Below are 18,142 nucleotides of genomic sequence, written 5' to 3' on the forward strand. Positions count from 1 at the left end.
CTCAGTCTCCCGTTGCCGCGGTTGCGGCGAACCATTCTGTCGGGTCCACCGGCGCGGCCCCCAATCTCAGTTCCAAGTAAAGCGTTTCCGTGTCACGCGCACCAGTGCCCTTGGGTTGCTCGCCAGCCAGTTCGGCGGTGATCGCCGCATCGCCCCCCATCAGCCCCAGCGGTGCCCCGGCAGCGACGACTTCTCCCACTTCTCCGTATAGTGTTCCCAAACCTGCCAACACCATGAGATAGCCGTCACCGGGTTCCAGCACGATCACATTTCCGTAGTCGAGCAGCGGGCCAAGATAGCGGATCGTCGCAGGCCAGGGCGCGGTGACCAGCGCCCGCGGGCGGGTGGCAAGCGCCATGCCGGGCCGGCGCACCCCGGCGGCATCGGGTTCGTCCGGGCGGCGGATCAGCGTTCCCATCGCCGGCAAGGGCAGCGTGCCCATCGAACTGGCAAAGGTGTTGTTGCCGCTTTCCGCCGTGCGCAGCGCCAACCCCGCGGCAAAGGCCTCAAGCGTGTCCGAGGATTCGATCAGCCGGTTCAGCTCATCGGCATCTTCGGCAAAGCGTTTGGGCAGGTCGGTGCGGTCCGAGATCGCCTTCGAGAGCGCGGTGCGCGCGGCCTGCGCCTCGGCCAGCCCGCGCGACAGCATCCCCGCCGAAGCGGCCTGCAAGGCGCGCAGTTCGGACAGTTCCTGCAATTCCGCCTTCAGGGTTTCGACTTCGGCCTGAAGGGCGGGGGTGACATCGGCCAGCATCATGCCCGACCGCGCGGTGCCCACCGGCCCCGAGGGGTGCAGCAGCAGCATCGGGCCGGGCGATTTCTCCATCCGCTCCAGCACCACCAGAAGCTGGGCGATGCGTTCCCGCTTGGCGTTGAACTGCAACATCAGCGTGGTCTGCCGCAATTCGCCCTGACGCAGCGCCTCGCGCAGGACGGCAAGGCCCGTCTCATAGGCGCGGATGGTCTGGGTCAACGCCGCCACCCTGTCGCGCGAGGTGTCGGCGGTCTGCAGGGCCTCGATCGCGGAATTGAGATCGGCCGAAGCCTTGGCCGCCTGTTCGGCCACTGTCGCCGCCGCCAGGGGCGCCGCCGTCAGGCACAGGACAAGGGCCACCGCGCGCAGGATCATGCGATCAGGCTTTCCCCGGTCATTTCCGGCGGCTTCGGCAGGCCCATCAGGTGCAGGATGGTGGGCGCCAGATCAGCCAGCCGCCCGCCGCTGCGCAGGGTTGCCCCCTTCGGCCCGCCAAACAGGATGACCGGCACCGGGTTGGTGGTATGGGCGGTGTGCGGGCCGCCGGTCACCGGATCGACCATCAGCTCGCAATTGCCATGGTCGGCGCAGACGATCATCGCACCGCCCGCCTTTTCCAGCGCGGCCACGGCGCGACCCAAGCCCTGATCCACCGCCTCGCAGGCCTTGATGGCCGCGGGCAGGCTGCCGGTGTGGCCCACCATGTCGGGGTTGGCGTAATTGACCACGATCAGGTCATAGCCCTTTTCGATGGCGGCCACGAACTGGTCGGAAACCTCGGGCGCGCTCATCTCGGGTTGCAGGTCATAGGTGGCGACCTTGGGCGATTTCGGCATGAAGCGATCTTCGCCCGCAAAGGGCACCTCGCGTCCGCCGTTCAGGAAAAAGGTGACATGCGGATACTTCTCGGTTTCCGCGAGCCGGAACTGCGTCAGCCCCTGCTTCGCCACCCATTCCCCCAGCGTGTTCACGATGTCCTGCTTGGGGAAGACGGTGGTCATATAGGCGTTATGGGCGGTCGAATAATCCACCATCCCCAGCATCGCCGAGAAATGCGGCCGCGGTCCGGTTTCAAAGGCGGTGAAATCCGGGTCGCCAATGGCGGCCAGAATCTCGCGTGCGCGGTCGGCGCGGAAGTTGATGAAGAACAGACCATCGCCGTCCTTCATGCCGGTGTAGCCGTCAATCACCGTGGCGGGCAGGAATTCATCGGTCACATCCTGCGCATAGCCTTTGGCAATGGCTTCGGCCGCGCTGGCGGCGGTGGCGATGCCCTTGCCCTGCACGATGGCGCGGAACGCCTGCTCAACCCGTTCCCAGCGGTTGTCGCGGTCCATCGCGTAATAGCGGCCGGTGACGGTGGCGATCTTCGCCTGCGGCGGCAAGGCCGCCTCCAGCGCCGCCACCTGTTCGCCGCCCGACCGGGGCGGCACATCGCGCCCGTCGGTCAGCGCATGGATCAGCACCGGCACGCCGGCGGCGGCAATCACCCGCGCCGCCTCGACAATATGGGACTGGTGGGAATGAACCCCGCCGGGCGAGGCAAGGCCCGCGATATGCGCCGTGCCGCCCGCCGCCTTTACCCGCGCGATGAAATCCTGCAACGCCGGCTCGCGGGCAAAGGTGCCGCGTTCGATGGCAAGGTCGATCATCCCCAGATCCATGGCCACCACCCGGCCCGCGCCGATGTTGGTATGGCCCACTTCGGAATTGCCCATCTGCCCGGTCGGCAGGCCCACATCGGGACCAAAGGTCACCAGCGTGGAATTCGGGCAGGTCGCCATCAGGCGGTTGAAGGTGGGCACCTTCGCCTGCGCCGGGGCCGAATATTCGGGATATTTCCCGAGACCCCAGCCATCAAGAATGCACAGGACAACAGGCTTGGGCACAGGCATGGGAAATCTCCTCAGGGTGACGCCGCGGTTTTACGCCCGGCCACCGGGCGGGGCAACGCCCTAACCCCCGGCCGTCTGCTTTTCGCGCACCCGCTGCCGCCATAGCGTGAACAACCCCGCCGCCACCACGATGGCCGCGCCCACCGGCACGTTCGGGCGCAGCGTCTCGTTGAACAGGAACAACCCCAGGACTGACACGATTGGCAGTTGGAAATAGGCGAAGGGCTGGATGGCCGAGGCTTCGGCCACCGCATAGGCCTTGATCATCAGCCAATGCCCCAGTGCCGCCGAACAGCACAGCGTTGCCATCCACAGCCAGTCCATCGGCAGCATGGTCTGCCAGTGCCACAGCCCGATGGGCGTCATCACCACCGCGCCGACCATTCCCGTCCAGAAAAAGCTGACCGAGGCCGCATCCTTGCGGGCGACATAGCGGGTGAACAGGCCGTAAAGCGCGAACATCAGCGCCGAGATGAAGGGCACCAGCGCCCAGGGTGAGAACACGCCCGCCCCGGGGTTCAGGATGATCAGCACCCCGACAAAGCCCACCAGAATGGCCAGCCAGCGCCGCCAGCCGACCTTTTCGCCCAGCACCGGGCCGGACAGGGCGGCCACCAGCAGCGGATAGCAGACAAAGACCGCGTGGCTTTCGATCAGCCCAAGCGCCACGAAGGACAGCACCATCAGGCAGACCTCGGCCACCAGGATCACCCCGCGCGCGATCTGAAACAGTGGATAGGCGCTGCGGGTGGCCGCCCGCAGCCCGCCCGGCGCGCGCGCCGCCAGCAGCATCACGAAGACCGCGAAGAACCAGAAGCGGATCGTCACCACCATGTAGACATTGGTCGCCTCGGCCAGATGGCGCGAGACGCCATCCTGCGCGGCAAAGACCGCCGCCGATGCGATCATCAGCCAGATGCCAAGGCGGGTGTTCTGCGGGGTGGTCATGGGGCGCGGCCTTCCGGGCGTCTTTCCAGCGACAGGGCAAAAAGCCCCGCCGCGATCACGATAGCCGCTCCAAGCGCGACAGGAAGCGTCAGCACCTCGTCATAGACCGAAATGCCGATGCCGGCGACAAAAACGATCTGCAGATAGGCATAGGGCTGCACCCGCGCCGCCTCGATCTGTTCATAGGTCTTGAGGATCAGCCAGTTCGACAGGATCGCGATGGCGCAATAGGCCGCCAGCGGGGCGATGTCGTCAGGGTGGACGGGTTCAAGGTTCGGCAGGCCGATCACGGTCATCAGCACGGCACCGGCGATGGCGGGCCAGAAGAAGGCCGGGAAGGTTGGCTCGTCCCGCGTGGTCAGCCGGGTCAGAACCGAGAACAGCGCGAAGAGAAGGGCCGAAGACAGCGGCAGCAGCGCGGCCCAGGAGAAAACCCCGGCGCCGGGGCGCAGCAGGACCAGCACCCCGACCATCCCAGCGGCCACCGCCATCCAGCGGGCGGGGCCGATCCTTTCGCCCAGAACAGGGCCGGACAACGCAACCACCAGCAGCGGGCAGATGGCGAAAAGGGCATGGCTTTCGATCAGCCCGATCAGCGTGTAGCCCCAGACGATCAGGCAGATCTCGGCCACCAGCAACGTGCCGCGCAGCAGATGGGCCGGCAGGCGGTGGGTGCGGGTGGCGGCGCGCAGGCCTTCCGGGCGGCGCAACGCGGCGATCAGGACAAAGGCCGCGAAGGCCCAGTAGCGGATCATCACCACCATCAGCGTGTTGTATTCCCCGGCCAGCCCGCGGGAAAACCCGTCCTGCGCCGCAAAAGCGGCGACCGAGGCGATCATCAGGAAGATGCCGAGACGGGGATTGCGCGAGCCGGTCATGGTGCCGGCTGGGTAGCACGGGCCTGACCGGGGCGACAGGGGGCGCGGCAGGACCTGTGCCTATGCCGCCCCGACCTCGGGCAGCCAGATCCGGGCGGACAGGCCCCGGTCCGACGGCCCGGCCGCAAGGTCCAGCCGACCGCCGAACAGATGCGCGATTTCCTGCACCACGGGCAGGCCAAGCCCCATGCCCGGGGCGTTTGCATCCGCCGCGCCCCGGTCAAAGCGCGACAGAACCCGCGCCCGCGCCGCCGGGGGGATACCCGGCCCGTCATCTTCCACCGACAGGCGGATGCCGCCTTCGGCCCGTTCCAGCCGAACGGTGACCACGGCGCCGGACCCGGCATGGATCACCGCGTTCGACACAAGGTTGTGCAGGGCTTCGCCGAACAGCATCGGTTCCAGCAGCACGGAAAACCGGGCGTCCACGGGGCCGGCAATCTCAAGCCCCAGGTCGACGCCCGCCTCGGCGGCGGCCGGAATGTGCCCGGCCACCAGATCGCGCACCAGGGGGGCCAGATCCATCACCTCTGCCTGCGTCACCCCATGGCCCTGCGCCGCATCCACCCGCGCCAGCGCCAGCAGTTGCGCCAGCACCCGTTCAGCCCGGGTCAGCGCGGCATCGGCGCGCTGCACGGCGACGCGGGCGGTCGCGGTATCCTCGGCCCGCCCGGCCAGTGCCAGTTGGGTGCGGATCACCGTCATCGGTGTGCGCAACTGATGTGCAGCATTGCCGGTAAAGTTGCGCAATCCGGCCAGTGCCCCCTCCAGCCGGCCCATCAGCGAGTTGACCGCCCGCACCGGCGCCCGCACCTCGGCCGGAACCGCCGTTTCCACCGGGCGCAGGTCGCCCGGATTGCGGCTTGCGATGGCCTCGCCCAGCCGGGCCAGCGGGCGCAGGGAAACCGTCACCGAGATCCAGACGATCAGCGCCGCGCCCAGAATCATGCCCGCCAGCCGCAGCGCCGACCGCAGCAGGATGTCGCGCGCCAGCACCTCACGCGCCAGCGTGGTTTCGGCCATGGTCACGGTGAAGGGCACCTCGTCGATGCCGGTCGAAACCGCGCGGGCCAGACTGGCGATCCGCACGGGAACACCGCGATAGACCACATCGGCAAAGGCCGGCCCGCCGCCCGGCGTTGCAGGGGCGACCGGCAGATCGCCATAGCCGGTGACCAGCCGCCCGCCCGCCGCCGGGCTGTCAATGCGATAGAACACCCGGTCCTGCGCGGCCGAGGTCAGCATTTCCAGCGCACCATAGGGAATGGCGATTTCCAGCACGCCCTGCCCGTTCAGCGCCGCGCGTTCCGCGATCACCATCGCAGACCCGGCCAGCACCCGGTCGGCCAGTTCGTCGGCGGTGCGCTGTGCCTCGGCCCAGGTGTCGGCCAGCGCCAGCGCCCCCATCAGCAGCGTCGCGATCAGCAGCCAGGCCAGAAGCCGCCGCCGGATCGACCACACCCGCCCCGCCGTAACCGCCGCCTGCGGATCAGCCGGCATCGGCGGCCCCCGGCGGCAGGTGGTCCAGATAATAGCCGATGCCACGCGCGGTGCGCAGGGTCAGCCCTGCCGGCGCCAGCCGCTTGCGCAGCCGCGAGACATATTGCTCGATCGCATTGGCCGACAGTTCGTCCTCAAGCGAGGTCAGCGATTGCACGATCACCTCGCGCGCGACGACCTTGCCCGCCTTGCGGATCAGCAGTTCCAGAAGGCCCCGTTCGCGGGCAGGCAGGTCCAGCAGCGCACCGTCCAGCGTGAAGCTGCGGGTGGTCAGGTCCAGAACCAGCGCGCCAAAGCTGACGGTCGCGCTTTTCAGCCCGGCCTGCCGGCGCAACAGCGACCGCACCCGCGCCTCGAATTCGCCCACGTCGAACGGCTTGATCAGATAGTCGTCGGCCCCAAGGTCCAGGCCGCGCACCCGGTCCTCGGGGGCGCCGCGGGCGGTCAGGATCATGACCGCCGCCGTGTTTCGCCGGCTGCGCATGGCGCGCAACACCGAAAGCCCGTCCATCTGCGGCAGGTTCAGATCAAGGATGACCAGATCGAAATTCTCCGCCGCCGCCAAGGCCTCGGCCGAGGTGCCGTCATGCACCAGATCGACCGCATAGCCTGACTGGCGCAGCAGCGTCATCAGCCCTTCGGCCAGCGACCGGTCATCCTCGACCAGAAGGATGCGCATGGCCTTCCCCCCCTCGTGGTGCCCCGTGCCGACCCAAGACTAGAGGGCGCGGACCGGCTTGTGAACATCGCGCTTGTGCCGGGCGGGGGATTGACCGCAGTCTCGGGCCATGCGCGCGCGCCTTGCCCATGTCCTGCTGCCGGTCTTGCTGCTGGTCGCCCCCGCCCTGCGGGCAGAGGTCACGCTGTTTCCCGCCGCCGACCCGGCCGCACCCGCGACCGAGATGGTGGTCTATTCCTCGCTTGATACCGCGCTGGCGGCGCCATTGCTGGCGGCCTTCCAGAAAGCGCACCCCGGTCTTTCGATCCGATACGAGGATCTGCTCACCGGCGAGATCCATGACCGCATCGTTGCCGAAAGCGATGGCCCCGGGCGCACGGCCGATTTCGTGTTCTCTTCGGCCATGGACCTTCAGGTCAAGCTGGTGAATGACGGCTACGGTCGCCGCACCGTGACCCCCGACACCGCCGACTGGCCCGATTGGGCCATGTGGCGCGAAACGGCTTATGCGCTGACCTATGAACCGGCGGTCTTTGCCTGGCACCGGCCCAGCTTTGCCAACACTCCGCCGCCCGCCACCCGCGCCGATCTGATGCGCTGGATGGCCGACCACCCGGATGAGGCACGGGGGCGCATCGGCACCTATGACATCACCCGGTCGGGTGTGGGCTATCTGTTCCTGGCGCGTGATCAGGATCTGTTCCCCGGCATCTGGCAGGTGATCGCCGCCATGGGGGCCTCTGGCGTGCAGCAATATCCCACCTCGGGCGACCTGCTCAGCCGCATCTCGACCGGAGAGATCGCGGTTGGCTACAACCTCCTAGGCTCATATGTCGCCGAATGGGCCCGCCAGCACCCCGATACCGTGGGCATGACGCTGCCGCGCGATTTCACCGTGGTGGTGTCGCGCGTCGCGCTGGTGCCGCGCGCCGCCGCACACCCCGATCTGGGCGAAGCGCTGCTGGCCTGGCTGATGTCGCCCGACGGCCAGGCCGAGCTGTCACACAGCCTGCGCCTGCCCGCCGTCAGCCTTGAGGTTGCCGGCGGGCAAACCCCATCGGGCGCGCTGGATGACCTGACCGGGCTGCGGCTGAAGCCTGTTCCGGTGGGGCCGGGGCTGCTGGCCTATCTTGACCAGGCCACCCGCGCCCGCCTGATCGAACGCTGGCAACAGGCCCTTTCGCCCTGATGACAGGTTCGTGACAGCTTTCTGTGCTGATGTGCCTCATGCAGCCCCGGAGGAGGGGCGGCACGGGGACGGCTTTGGGAGAGGCCGGAGCCCCTTCACACAACGGAAAGACACAGGACACGGCCCCGACACGGCGCCGGTCCAGGGGAGGATGCAATGCGGAATTTCGCACTCGGGGCGCTGATGCTGGGCGCCATGGCGCTGCCGGCGGCGGCTGATTACACCATCATGGCGCCGGCCAATCCGGGCGGCGGCTGGGACCAGACCGCCCGCACCATGCAAGAGGTGATGCAGGCCGAAGGCATCTCGCCCACCGTGCAGGTGGTGAACGTGCCCGGCGCAGGCGGCACCATCGGACTGGCGCAATTCGCCAGCCAGAACGCCGGAAACCCGGATGCGCTGATCGTCGGCGGCTATGTCATGGTGGGCGCCATCCTGACCAACGCCTCGCCGGTGACGCTGGCCGACGTGACCCCCATCGCCCGCCTGACGGGTGAATATGAGGCCATCGTGGTTCCCGCCTCGTCGCCGATCCAGACGATCGAGGATCTGGTTGCCGCGCTGAAGGCCGATCCGGGCGCCGTGTCATGGGGCGGCGGTTCGGCGGGTGGCACCGACCACATCGCCGTGGGCCTGATCGCCAAGGCGGCCGGCGTTGACCCGACCAAGATCAACTACATCGCCTTCTCGGGCGGTGGTGAGGCCCTTGCCGCCATTCTGGGCGCCCAGGTCACGGCCGGCGTCTCGTCGCTGGGCGAATTCCAGGCCCAGGTCGAAGCTGGCACCCTGCGCCTGCTGGCCGTTTCCTCGGCCGAGCGGATTCCGGGTATCGAGGCGCCGACGCTCAAGGAAGCCGGTCTTGATGTGGTGCTGCAGAACTGGCGCATGGTTGCGGCCGCGCCGGGCCTGAGCGACGAACAGAAGGCCAAGGTTTCGGCCGACATCGAGAAGCTGGTGAAATCGAAGGGCTGGCAGGACCAGCTTGCCCAGAAGGGCTGGGCCGACACCTACCTGTCCGGCCCCGAGTTCGATGCCCAGCTTCAGGCCGACATCGCCGCCACCGCGGCTGTCCTCAAGGACATTGGCCTCGTGAAATGAACGGGGATGATCTCCGCTTCCAGCGCCGCCCCGACCGGGCGGCGCTGGTCATCGCCCTGATTCTGGCCGGTCTGGGCGGTGTGCTGCTGTTCGATGCGGCCCGTCTGGCCGATGTCGGCGGCGGTTACTCCGGTGTTGGCCCGGCCAGTGCGCCGCGCGTGGTGGGCATCGGTCTTGTCCTGCTGGCCGTCTGGACGGCGGTCGAGGCGGTGCTGGGCAAGTTTCCCGCCCGCCCGCGGCAAGACCCGGTGCCCCTGTTCTGGATCGTCGGCGGTCTGGCGTTCCAGCTTGTCACCCTCAAGATCGCCGGTTTCTCGATTGCAACCGGCGTGATGTTCGCCTTCACCGCCCGCGCCTTCGGCAAGCGCAAGCTTGCCTTCTCGATTCCGGTCGGCATCGCCGCCTCATTCCTTGTCTGGCTGGTCTTCGCGCAGCTCCTGATGCTCAGCCTGCCCGCCGGCCCGCTTGAACATCTGTTCTTTCCGGGGGTGAAATGAGTTCCTTCGATTTCCTGATGCAGGGTCTGGGCGCCGCGCTGGACCCTATGCTGCTGCTTTATGCGCTGATCGGCGTCACGCTGGGCACCATGGTCGGCGTTCTGCCGGGCATCGGCCCGGCGCTGACGGTGGCACTGCTGCTGCCGGTGACCTACGGGCTGGACCCGGCCGGTTCGCTGATCATGTTCGCCGGCATCTATTACGGCGGCATGTATGGTGGATCGACCACCTCAATCCTGCTCAACACGCCGGGGGAAAGTGCGTCGATCGTCACCGCGCTGGAAGGCAACAAGATGGCCCGCCGCGGACGGGGCGGCCCGGCGTTGGCCACCGCCGCCATCGGCTCTTTCGTGGCCGGGCTGATTGCCACGCTGCTGCTGGCCTTTCTTGCGCCGCATGTGGTGAAGCTGGCGCTGGTCTTCGGCCCGCGCGATTATTTCGCGCTGATGGTGCTGGCCTTCGTGACCGTTTCTGCTGCTTTCGGCGATTCCACCCTGCGGGGGCTGACCTCGCTGTTCGTCGGGCTTGCGCTGGCCTGCATCGGGATCGACCAGTTGACCGGCCAGGCCCGCCTGGCCTGGGGCGTGCCCGATCTGCTGGACGGGATCGAGGTCACCACCCTGGCCGTTGCCATGTTTGCCGTGGGTGAGGCGCTGGCCATTGCCGGCAACCATGCCGGCACCGATGACGAGGTGATTGCCGTCAAGGGATCGGTCTGGATGAACCGCAGCGACTGGAAGCGGAGCTGGCTGCCCTGGCTGCGCGGCACCTTCATCGGCTTTCCCATCGGCTCGATGCCCGCGGGCGGGGCCGACATCGCCTCGTTCCTCAGCTATTCGACCGAACGCAAGCTGGCCAAATCGCCGGGCAAGGAAGAGTTCGGCCATGGCGCCATTGAAGGCGTGGCCGGCCCCGAGGCGGCGAACAATGCCGCGGCGGCGGGCACGCTGGTGCCGCTTCTGACGCTGGGCCTGCCGACCACGGCCACAGCCGCAATCATGCTGGCGGGCTTCCAGCAGTTCGGGCTGCAACCGGGGCCGCTGCTCTTTGCCACCAATCCCGGTCTGGTGTGGTCGCTGATCGCCTCGCTTCTGATCGCGAACCTGATGCTTCTGGTGCTGAACCTGCCGCTGATCGGCTTGTGGGTCAAACTGCTCAGCATCCCGCGGCCCTGGCTTTATGCCGGCATCCTGATGTTCGCCACGCTGGGCACCATCGGCGCCAACCCGTCGGCCTTCGAACTGGGCTTGCTGCTGGTCTTCGGCATCATGGGCTATGCGATGCGGCTGTTCGGCTATCCGATCGCGCCGGTCGTGGTGGGGCTGATCCTTGGCCCGATGGCCGAACAGCAATTGCGCCGGGCGCTGTCGATCAGCCAGGGCGACTGGACGACGCTGTTCCAGTCGGGCGTTTCGGCAACGCTGCTGGCCCTGTCGGCGATTGCGCTGCTTCTGCCGCTGGTCCTGCGCGCCATCGGCCGGGGCAAGGCGCTGTCGCAATTCGGCGGCGACGAGGACTGACCGCCCGACATGCTGCGGAAAGACCCGGCCCGCGACTGCCGCGCGCCGGGTCTTTTCTTGTGCGGGCCATGCGTCGGGGTCATGGCGGACATTCGCTTTGCTGCGTTGCAGCATCACGGTCAGCCCCCCATGTTGCAGGCAGAACGATCTGCAACCAGAGGGCCCTTGAAAATGCTCCGCCTGTTCCGCTTCCTCGGGAACGCCGCCTCGACCCTTGCCGCCGCCGGCGAAGCCAGCGCCGCGCTGCGCCAGCACCGGATGCCCGACGAGGCCGCCCTTGCCCGCCTGGGCATCCCGGCCAGCGACATGCGCGCCGTCCGTTTCTAACCGGCGACCACCACCTGCGTGCCCCAGTCGGCACATTTCTGCGCCAGATCCGGCGGCAATGGCTGATCGGTGAACAGGACCGTGATTTCCGACAGCGACGCCAACCGCGCCGGGGCGGAACGGTCAAGTTTTGAATGGTCGCAGACCAGAAACACCTTCCGCGCCTGCCGGATGATGGCCTTCGACACCCGCACTTCCGCAAGGTCGAAATCCAGAAGATCGCCGTCGCGGTCCAGTGCCGATGCACCGATGACGGCAATATCGACCTTGAACTGTTCAAAGAACTGCGTGGTCAGTTCGCCCACAAGGCCGCCGTCCGACCGCCGCAGCGCGCCCCCGGCCACCATGATCTCGCAGCCCGGGTTGACGGCCAGGGAATTGGCCACGTTCATGTTGTTGGTGACCACCGTGATGTTGCGATGGGTCAGCAGTTCCTGCGCCACCGCCTCGGTCGTGGTGCCAAGGTTCAGGATCAGCGAACAGTTTTCCGGGATCGCCGCCGCGCAGGCCCGCGCGATGGCGGCCTTGGCACCTTCGTTCATGCGGCGGCGTTGTTCATAGCCAAGGTTCGCAACCCCGGTGCGCGCCACAGCGCCGCCGTGCACCCGGTCCAGATGCCCCAGATCCGCCAGTTCCGACAGATCGCGCCGGATGGTCTGAAGCGTCACGTCGAAACGGTGGGCAAGATCCTCGACAACCACGCGCCCCTCGGCGCGGGCGATTTCAAGGATTTCGCTCTGGCGGAAGCTGAGCGCCATGGTGCGTTCCTTTTGCTTCGTTTCTGGTAGCTTACCTTCGGCCGCGCGGACCGCTGGTTCAAGGCAGAAAATGGCCTGCCCATCCCCTTGGAAAACATGCCGCAGCGCGGCATCTGGTCCTGTGCCCCACGGCCCCTCTCCGGGGCCGGCCCATCCAGAAGACAGCGGCGCGTCATAATTCGTTTTATTTCATTTCGCGCATAAACGAAAGAAATGGATTGACCGCTCGCCCGGATTCGCTTCAACCTCATCCGACTGGGAGGAGATTGGCGTGACTCAGACGACGCGGCCCGATGTGGCCGATCTGTTCATTATCGGTGGCGGCATCAACGGCTGCGGCATTGCCCGCGATGCCGCAGGGCGTGGTCTTTCGGTGGTGCTGGCCGAACAGGGCGACCTTGCGCAGGCAACCTCCTCTGCATCGACCAAGCTGTTCCATGGCGGCCTTCGCTATCTGGAGTATTTCGAATTTCGCCTTGTCCGCGAGGCGCTGGAAGAGCGTGAGACGCTTCTGGTGGCGATGCCGCATATCGCCTGGCCGATGCGCTTTGTGCTGCCCTATCACCCCGACATCCGGTTCGAGGGGGACACACCCATCGGGCGAACCCTTGGCCGCCTGATGCCCTGGATGAAGGGGCGCCGTCCGGCCTGGCTGATCCGGTTGGGCCTTTTCCTTTATGACACGCTTGGTGGCCGCAAGATCCTGCCGCCCACCCGTACGCTGGACCTGACGCGAGATCCGGCCGGCAAGCCGCTGCAATCGCGCTTCCGTCATGCCTATGAATACTCGGACTGCTGGGTCGAGGATTCCCGGCTGGTTTCTTTGAACGCCCGCGATGCCGCACAGCGCGGGGCAACGGTGCTGACCCGCACCCGCGTCACACAGGCCACCCGCACGGGTGCGCTTTGGGAGATCACCACCGAAGGCCCGGATGGGGTTCGGACACATCACGCACATGCCCTGGTCAATGCGGGCGGCCCCTGGGTTGAAGATGTGATCCGCAACGTGGTGCACATCAATTCGACCGAAGGCGTCCGGCTTGTCCGCGGATCGCATATCGTGACGCGGAAACTTTACGACCACGACCGCTGCTACTTCCTGCAAGGGTCGGACGGGCGGATCATCTTCGCCATCCCCTATGAGCAGGACTTCACCCTGATCGGCACCACCGACAAGGACCACAAGGGCGCGGCGAAGGATGCGGTCTGCACCGATGAAGAGCGGGACTATCTGCTGAAATTCGCCAGCCAGTATTTTGCGCGCCCCGTCACCCTGAAGGATGTGGTCTGGACGTATTCCGGCGTCCGCCCGCTGTATAACGACGGTGCGAAATCCGCGACGGCCGCCACCCGCGACTATGTGCTTTCGCTGGATGGCAACGGCGCGCCGCTGCTGAATGTCTTTGGCGGCAAGATCACCACCTACCGCCGCCTTGCCGAAAGCGCGCTGGAAAAGCTGCAACCGTTCTTTCCGCAGGCCAAGGGCGCCTGGACGGCCCGGGTTCCGCTGCCCGGCGGCGATTTTCCGCATGACGGCGTGGCCGCGCTGACCCAACGCCTGAAGGACCGCTTCCCTTTCCTGTCCGATTACTGGGCCGGTCGCCTGATCCGCGCCTACGGGTCCGAAGCGGAAACGCTTCTGGGCACGGCCACCAGTGCCGCGGACCTTGGCCGCGATTTCGGCGCCACCCTGACCGAGGCCGAGGTGCGCTGGCTGATGGCGCGCGAATTCGCGCGGGCCGCCGCAGATGTGGTCTGGCGGCGCACGAAGCTGGGCCTTCGCATGTCAAAAGAACAGGTCGCCACGCTGGATGCCTTCATGGCCGAGGCGGCGAACCACGGGGCGATCAGCCCCGCGGCGGAGTGAAGGGGGAAGGATGGCACTGGAACTGCAAGCCGTCAGCCGGGTCGTGAAGGGGCAGATGCAGATCAGCCCCACGACACTGACGCTGGAAAAGGGCACGATGAACGTGCTTCTCGGCCCCACGCTGTCAGGCAAGACATCCCTGATGCGGCTGATGGCCGGGCTGGATGTGCCAAGCGCGGGCCGCCTGAAATGGGATGGTACCGACGTGACCGGCGTCCGCGTTCAGGACCGCAAGGTTGCCATGGTTTACCAGCAGTTCATCAACTACCCGGCCATGTCGGTCTATGACAACATCGCCTCTCCGCTGCGTCTGCTGGGCAAGGACAAGGCGGAAATCGACCGGGCGGTCCGGGCCACCGCCGAGATGCTGAAGATCACCGCGATGCTGGACCGCAAGCCGCTTGAGCTTTCGGGGGGCCAGCAGCAGCGCTGCGCGCTGGCGCGCGCGCTGGTCAAGGAAGCCGGGCTGGTGCTGCTGGACGAACCGCTTGCCAACCTTGACTACAAGCTGCGCGAAGAGCTGCGCGCCGAAATCCCGCGCATCTTCGAGGAATCCGGTGCCATCTTCGTCTATGCCACCACGGAACCCGAAGAGGCGCTTCTCTTGGGCGGCAATACGGCAACCCTCTGGGAAGGCCGCGTTACCCAGTTCGGCCCCACACCAACCGTCTATCGCCAGCCCGCCGACGCCACGACCGCGCGCGTCTTCAGCGACCCGCCGATGAACTTTGTGTCCTGCTTCAAGGAAGGCCATCGCATGAATTTCGGCGGCCTTGCCAACAGCCCCGCCGACGGCGCCTTCGCGGCCCTGCCAGACGGGCGCTATACCGCCGGCTTCCGCGCCAATCACCTGCATCTCAACACACATTCCGGCCAGACCGTCGAATTCCGCTGCCTGCTGGGCGTGACCGAGATCACCGGATCGGAAACCTTCCTTCACCTGACACATGGAAACGATCGTTGGGTGGGTCTGGTGCATGGCGTGCATGACCTGCAACCGGGAACCGAGGTCAGCGTCTGGCTTGACCCCGCGCATGTCTATATCTTCGATGCCGAAGGGCGGCTTGCCGCGCCGGCGGCCTATGCGGCGGCGGCCTGACCATGGCACAGATCACCCTCAGCAAGCTGGCCCACAGCTACTTTCCGAAACCGCGCGGCGAACAGGATTTCGCCCTGAAGGAAATGGATCACGTCTGGCAGGACGGCGGCGCCTATGCCCTGCTTGGATCGTCGGGCTGCGGCAAGACCACGCTTCTCAACATCATCTCGGGCCTGCTGAAGCCCAGTCAGGGCCGCGTCCTGTTTGGTGACCGCGACGTGACCGATGCCGAAACGTCGGAACGCAACATCGCGCAGGTGTTCCAGTTCCCGGTCGTCTACGACACGATGACCGTGCGCGACAACCTGGCCTTCCCCTTGCGGAACCGGGGAATGGATGCGGCCTATATCAAGGCGCGTGTGAACCAGATCGCCGCCATGATCGGAATGGACGCCATGCTTGACCGCAAGGCGCGTGGCCTGACGGCCGATGCCAAGCAGAAGATCAGCCTTGGCCGCGGCATGGTGCGCGAGGATGTGAATGCCATCCTGTTCGACGAACCGCTGACCGTGATCGACCCGCATATGAAGTGGGAGCTGCGCACCCAGTTGAAGCAGCTTCACCGCGAATTCGGCCATACGATGATTTACGTCACCCATGACCAGACCGAGGCGCTGACCTTCGCCGACAAGGTTGTCGTCATGTATGATGGCCGTGTCGTGCAGATGGGTACACCCGAAGATCTGTTCGAACGGCCCGCCCATACCTTCGTGGGCTACTTCATCGGATCGCCGGGGATGAACCTGCTGCCGGCCGACATCCGCGGCGACACCGCCTATGTGCAGGGCGCACCTGTCCCGCTGGGCGCCAGCTATGCACCCATTGCGGGCAAGTCGCAGATTGGCATCCGGCCCGAATACGCCGTTCTGACCCGGGGCGACGGGCTGCCCATCACCATCCGCCGGGTCGAGGACGTGGGCCGCCACCGCATCATCAGGGGCGACGTGGCCGGCAGTTCGGTCAACGTGATCGCACCGGAAGGCATGGCTGTCGATACCACACTGACCCATGTCCGGTTCACGCCGGACCGCATCAATGTCTATGCCGACGACTGGCGCGTCGAAGGGGGGGCCGCCTGATGGACAAGACCCAGAACAACAAGGCATGGTTCCTTGTCTTGCCGGTGCTGGTGATCGTGGCCTTCTCGGCAATCATCCCGCTGATGACCGTCGTGAACTATTCGGTCAACGACACCTTCGGGAACAATGAATTCTTCCTGGTGGGGCTTGAGTGGTTCGAGGAAATGGTCACCTCCTCGCGGCTGCACGAAGCCCTGGGCCGGCAGATCCTGTTCTCGGCGATCATCCTTGCGATCGAGGTGCCCCTGGGCATCTACATCGCGCTGAATATGCCGAAAAAGGGGTTCTGGGCCTCGGTCTGCCTTGTCCTCATGTCGCTGCCGCTGCTGATTCCGTTCAACGTGGTGGGGACGATCTGGCAGATCTTCGGGCGCGTCGACATCGGCCTTCTTGGCCATTACCTGTCCAAGATCGGCATCGACTACAACTATACCAACGACCCGCTGGATGCCTGGATCACCGTCATCGTGATGGATGTCTGGCACTGGACCAGCCTTGTCGCGCTGCTGTGCTATGCCGGCCTGCAATCCATTCCGAACGCCTATTATCAGGCCGCGCGGGTGGATCAGGCCAGCCGGTGGAGCGTGTTCCGCTATATCGAGCTGCCCAAGATGGCGGGGGTGCTGCTGATCGCCATCCTGCTGCGCTTCATGGACAGCTTCATGATCTATACCGAGCCCTTCGTCGTGACCGGCGGCGGTCCCGGCAACTCGACCACCTTCCTGTCGATCGACCTTGTGAAGATGGCCATCGGGCAGTTCGACCTTGGCCCTGCCGCCGCCTTCTCGCTGATGTATTTCCTGGTGATCCTGCTGGTGAGCTGGGTGTTCTACACCGTGATGACCAATCTCGACAAAGAGGAGGGCAAGTAATGCGGCTGCGTGGCTCTGCCCTGGTGATGACGCTGTATCTGCTGTTCCTGCTGGTGCCGATCTACTGGCTTGTGAACATGAGCTTCAAGACCAACACCGAGATCACCTCGACCTTCACGCTGTTCCCGAACAGCTTCACGCTGCGCAACTATGTGGTGATCCTGACCGACCCAAGCTGGTACATGGGCTATGTGAACTCGATCATCTATGTCACGATGAACGTGGTCATCTCGCTGACGGTTGCCCTGCCGGCGGCCTATGCCTTCAGCCGCTATACGTTCATGGGCGACAAGCACCTGTTCTTCTGGCTGCTGACCAACCGCATGGCACCGCCCGCCGTCTTTGCCCTGCCGTTCTTCCAGCTTTATTCCAGTGTCGGCCTGTTCGACACCCATATCGCCGTAGCGCTGGCGCATTGCCTGTTCAACGTACCGTTGGCGGTGTGGATTCTGGAAGGCTTCATGCGCGGCGTGCCCAAGGAGATTGACGAGACCGCCTATATCGACGGCTATTCCTTCCCGCGCTTCTTCATCAAGATCTTCATGCCGCTCATCGCCAGCGGCATCGGTGTCGCCGCCTTCTTCTGCTTCATGTTCTCATGGGTGGAGCTGCTGTTGTCGCGCACGCTGACCAGCGTCAACGCCAAGCCCATTGCCGCCACCATGACCCGCACGGTTTCAGCCAGCGGCATGGACTGGGGCGTTCTGGCTGCCGCCGGGGTGCTGACCATCGTTCCGGGGGCCTTGGTGATCTGGTTTGTCCGCAACTACATTGCCAAGGGCTTTGCCCTGGGGAGGGTGTGATGGCGCCGCGAAGAGAGTATCTGATTACCCATTACGACCGGGACAGCAACAAAGAGTATCAACTTCGGGCACCAAAAAGCGCAAACATCATACTTCTCATTGAACGCCTGATTTGTCGCGACCTTGACACCGAAACGCTGATCTCTTCGTGCCTGCGCGCGAACAATAAGAGGGCCTACGATCCTTTCCAAATCATCGACTTTCGGGAGGAACTCCGTAGTGAACAAGCCAAGGCAGCGCTGCAATCGCAGCCAGAATCCAGTGATCCGATTGGCACCTACAATCGCGCACGAGAAGCTCCAATTCCAATTGGAAAGACCCTGATAGTTGCAGGAGTGAATCACGAGTTTTTTGTCAAGGAGGTGGAAGCGTAGCATGG

General features: G+C 65.6%; 18 protein-coding genes. 11 read left to right on the forward strand and 7 right to left on the reverse strand.

Going from position 1 to position 18,142, the window contains the following annotated elements:
- Window position 1: 1 nt before the first annotated feature.
- From B6K69_RS09085 to B6K69_RS09110, 6 genes are read right to left on the reverse strand one after another with little or no spacing between them, the layout of a single operon-like run.
- Window positions 2–1,126, reverse strand: a complete 1,125-nt coding sequence (locus B6K69_RS09085) for a murein hydrolase activator EnvC family protein (protein ID WP_108644860.1) — start codon at window positions 1,124–1,126, stop codon at window positions 2–4.
- The gene (gpmI, locus tag B6K69_RS09090) at window positions 1,126–2,649 is read right to left on the reverse strand and encodes a 2,3-bisphosphoglycerate-independent phosphoglycerate mutase (RefSeq protein ID WP_108643550.1); all 1,524 of its coding nucleotides are present in this window, start codon (window positions 2,647–2,649) and stop codon (window positions 1,126–1,128) included. The genes B6K69_RS09085 and gpmI overlap by 1 nt, the downstream gene beginning before the upstream one ends.
- A gap of 60 nt (window positions 2,650–2,709) precedes the next feature.
- A complete protein-coding gene (locus tag B6K69_RS09095) occupies window positions 2,710–3,597 on the reverse strand; it encodes a DMT family transporter (RefSeq protein ID WP_108643551.1) in 888 nt (295 codons plus the stop codon).
- Window positions 3,594–4,475 (reverse strand): DMT family transporter, encoded by an 882-nt coding sequence (locus tag B6K69_RS09100; protein WP_108643552.1) that lies wholly within the window; start codon window positions 4,473–4,475, stop codon window positions 3,594–3,596. The genes B6K69_RS09095 and B6K69_RS09100 overlap by 4 nt, the downstream gene beginning before the upstream one ends.
- A 60-nt stretch (window positions 4,476–4,535) precedes the next feature.
- A complete protein-coding gene (locus B6K69_RS09105) occupies window positions 4,536–5,975 on the reverse strand; it encodes a sensor histidine kinase (protein ID WP_108643553.1) in 1,440 nt (479 codons plus the stop codon).
- Window positions 5,965–6,654 (reverse strand): response regulator, encoded by a 690-nt coding sequence (locus B6K69_RS09110; protein WP_108643554.1) that lies wholly within the window; start codon window positions 6,652–6,654, stop codon window positions 5,965–5,967. Before B6K69_RS09110 ends, B6K69_RS09105 begins: the two co-directional genes overlap by 11 nt.
- A 109-nt stretch (window positions 6,655–6,763) precedes the next feature.
- On the opposite strand from B6K69_RS09110, the gene B6K69_RS09115 reads away from it, so the two are divergent.
- The 5 genes from B6K69_RS09115 to B6K69_RS18170 all read left to right on the forward strand — a co-directional run bounded on the left by B6K69_RS09115 (window position 6,764) and on the right by B6K69_RS18170 (window position 11,285).
- Window positions 6,764–7,843, forward strand: a complete 1,080-nt coding sequence (locus tag B6K69_RS09115) for an ABC transporter substrate-binding protein (RefSeq protein WP_108643555.1) — start codon at window positions 6,764–6,766, stop codon at window positions 7,841–7,843.
- 156 nt (window positions 7,844–7,999) lie between these two features.
- Window positions 8,000–8,941, forward strand: coding sequence for a Bug family tripartite tricarboxylate transporter substrate binding protein (locus tag B6K69_RS09120; RefSeq protein WP_108643556.1), 942 nt, complete (start codon window positions 8,000–8,002; stop codon window positions 8,939–8,941).
- Complete coding sequence (locus B6K69_RS09125) at window positions 8,938–9,438, forward strand: tripartite tricarboxylate transporter TctB family protein (protein ID WP_108643557.1); 501 nt, start codon at window positions 8,938–8,940, stop codon at window positions 9,436–9,438. The genes B6K69_RS09120 and B6K69_RS09125 overlap by 4 nt, the downstream gene beginning before the upstream one ends.
- Window positions 9,435–10,958 (forward strand): tripartite tricarboxylate transporter permease, encoded by a 1,524-nt coding sequence (locus B6K69_RS09130; protein ID WP_108643558.1) that lies wholly within the window; start codon window positions 9,435–9,437, stop codon window positions 10,956–10,958. The genes B6K69_RS09125 and B6K69_RS09130 overlap by 4 nt, the downstream gene beginning before the upstream one ends.
- Window positions 10,959–11,129: 171 nt before the next feature.
- Window positions 11,130–11,285: a hypothetical protein gene (locus B6K69_RS18170; protein WP_164681919.1), complete on the forward strand. Its 156-nt coding sequence runs from the start codon at window positions 11,130–11,132 to the stop codon at window positions 11,283–11,285.
- Here B6K69_RS18170 and B6K69_RS09135 read toward each other — a convergent pair.
- Complete coding sequence (locus B6K69_RS09135; RefSeq protein WP_108643559.1) at window positions 11,282–12,043, reverse strand: DeoR/GlpR family DNA-binding transcription regulator; 762 nt, start codon at window positions 12,041–12,043, stop codon at window positions 11,282–11,284. The two genes, B6K69_RS18170 and B6K69_RS09135, sit on opposite strands and share 4 nt — an antisense overlap.
- Before the next feature lie 271 nt (window positions 12,044–12,314).
- On the opposite strand from B6K69_RS09135, the gene glpD reads away from it, so the two are divergent.
- From glpD to B6K69_RS09165, 6 genes are read left to right on the forward strand one after another with little or no spacing between them, the layout of a single operon-like run.
- Window positions 12,315–13,910: a glycerol-3-phosphate dehydrogenase gene (gene glpD / locus B6K69_RS09140; protein ID WP_108643560.1), complete on the forward strand. Its 1,596-nt coding sequence runs from the start codon at window positions 12,315–12,317 to the stop codon at window positions 13,908–13,910.
- Window positions 13,911–13,920: 10 nt separating this feature from the next.
- The gene (locus B6K69_RS09145) at window positions 13,921–15,009 is read left to right on the forward strand and encodes an ABC transporter ATP-binding protein (protein WP_108643561.1); all 1,089 of its coding nucleotides are present in this window, start codon (window positions 13,921–13,923) and stop codon (window positions 15,007–15,009) included.
- 2 nt (window positions 15,010–15,011) lie between these two features.
- Window positions 15,012–16,088, forward strand: coding sequence for an ABC transporter ATP-binding protein (locus B6K69_RS09150; RefSeq protein WP_108643562.1), 1,077 nt, complete (start codon window positions 15,012–15,014; stop codon window positions 16,086–16,088).
- On the forward strand, window positions 16,088–16,960 hold the full coding sequence (locus tag B6K69_RS09155) for a carbohydrate ABC transporter permease (RefSeq protein WP_107673164.1): 873 nt from the start codon (window positions 16,088–16,090) through the stop codon (window positions 16,958–16,960). Before B6K69_RS09150 ends, B6K69_RS09155 begins: the two co-directional genes overlap by 1 nt.
- Window positions 16,960–17,763: a carbohydrate ABC transporter permease gene (locus B6K69_RS09160; protein ID WP_107673163.1), complete on the forward strand. Its 804-nt coding sequence runs from the start codon at window positions 16,960–16,962 to the stop codon at window positions 17,761–17,763. Before B6K69_RS09155 ends, B6K69_RS09160 begins: the two co-directional genes overlap by 1 nt.
- Window positions 17,763–18,137, forward strand: coding sequence for a hypothetical protein (locus tag B6K69_RS09165; protein ID WP_108643563.1), 375 nt, complete (start codon window positions 17,763–17,765; stop codon window positions 18,135–18,137). The genes B6K69_RS09160 and B6K69_RS09165 overlap by 1 nt, the downstream gene beginning before the upstream one ends.
- Window positions 18,138–18,142: the final 5 nt, after the last annotated feature.

The organism is Pseudogemmobacter blasticus (assembly GCF_003071405.1).
GTDB classification, from domain to species: Bacteria; Pseudomonadota; Alphaproteobacteria; order Rhodobacterales; family Rhodobacteraceae; genus Pseudogemmobacter; species Pseudogemmobacter blasticus.

Excerpts from the sequence above, each read along its gene's own strand:
- B6K69_RS09110 (WP_108643554.1), bottom strand. The coding sequence starts at position 6,654 with ATGCGCATCCTTCTGGTCGAGGATGACCGGTCGCTGGCCGAAGGGCTG.
- gpmI (WP_108643550.1), bottom strand. The coding sequence starts at position 2,649 with ATGCCTGTGCCCAAGCCTGTTGTCCTGTGCATTCTTGATGGCTGGGGT.
- B6K69_RS09125 (WP_108643557.1), top strand. The coding sequence starts at position 8,938 with ATGAACGGGGATGATCTCCGCTTCCAGCGCCGCCCCGACCGGGCGGCG.
- B6K69_RS09130 (WP_108643558.1), top strand. The coding sequence starts at position 9,435 with ATGAGTTCCTTCGATTTCCTGATGCAGGGTCTGGGCGCCGCGCTGGAC.
- B6K69_RS09115 (WP_108643555.1), top strand. The coding sequence starts at position 6,764 with ATGCGCGCGCGCCTTGCCCATGTCCTGCTGCCGGTCTTGCTGCTGGTC.
- B6K69_RS09145 (WP_108643561.1), top strand. The coding sequence starts at position 13,921 with ATGGCACTGGAACTGCAAGCCGTCAGCCGGGTCGTGAAGGGGCAGATG.
- B6K69_RS18170 (WP_164681919.1), top strand. The coding sequence starts at position 11,130 with ATGCTCCGCCTGTTCCGCTTCCTCGGGAACGCCGCCTCGACCCTTGCC.
- B6K69_RS09165 (WP_108643563.1), top strand. The coding sequence starts at position 17,763 with ATGGCGCCGCGAAGAGAGTATCTGATTACCCATTACGACCGGGACAGC.
- B6K69_RS09155 (WP_107673164.1), top strand. The coding sequence starts at position 16,088 with ATGGACAAGACCCAGAACAACAAGGCATGGTTCCTTGTCTTGCCGGTG.
- B6K69_RS09095 (WP_108643551.1), bottom strand. The coding sequence starts at position 3,597 with ATGACCACCCCGCAGAACACCCGCCTTGGCATCTGGCTGATGATCGCA.
- B6K69_RS09135 (WP_108643559.1), bottom strand. The coding sequence starts at position 12,043 with ATGGCGCTCAGCTTCCGCCAGAGCGAAATCCTTGAAATCGCCCGCGCC.
- B6K69_RS09100 (WP_108643552.1), bottom strand. The coding sequence starts at position 4,475 with ATGACCGGCTCGCGCAATCCCCGTCTCGGCATCTTCCTGATGATCGCC.
- B6K69_RS09120 (WP_108643556.1), top strand. The coding sequence starts at position 8,000 with ATGCGGAATTTCGCACTCGGGGCGCTGATGCTGGGCGCCATGGCGCTG.
- B6K69_RS09105 (WP_108643553.1), bottom strand. The coding sequence starts at position 5,975 with ATGCCGGCTGATCCGCAGGCGGCGGTTACGGCGGGGCGGGTGTGGTCG.
- B6K69_RS09150 (WP_108643562.1), top strand. The coding sequence starts at position 15,012 with ATGGCACAGATCACCCTCAGCAAGCTGGCCCACAGCTACTTTCCGAAA.
- B6K69_RS09160 (WP_107673163.1), top strand. The coding sequence starts at position 16,960 with ATGCGGCTGCGTGGCTCTGCCCTGGTGATGACGCTGTATCTGCTGTTC.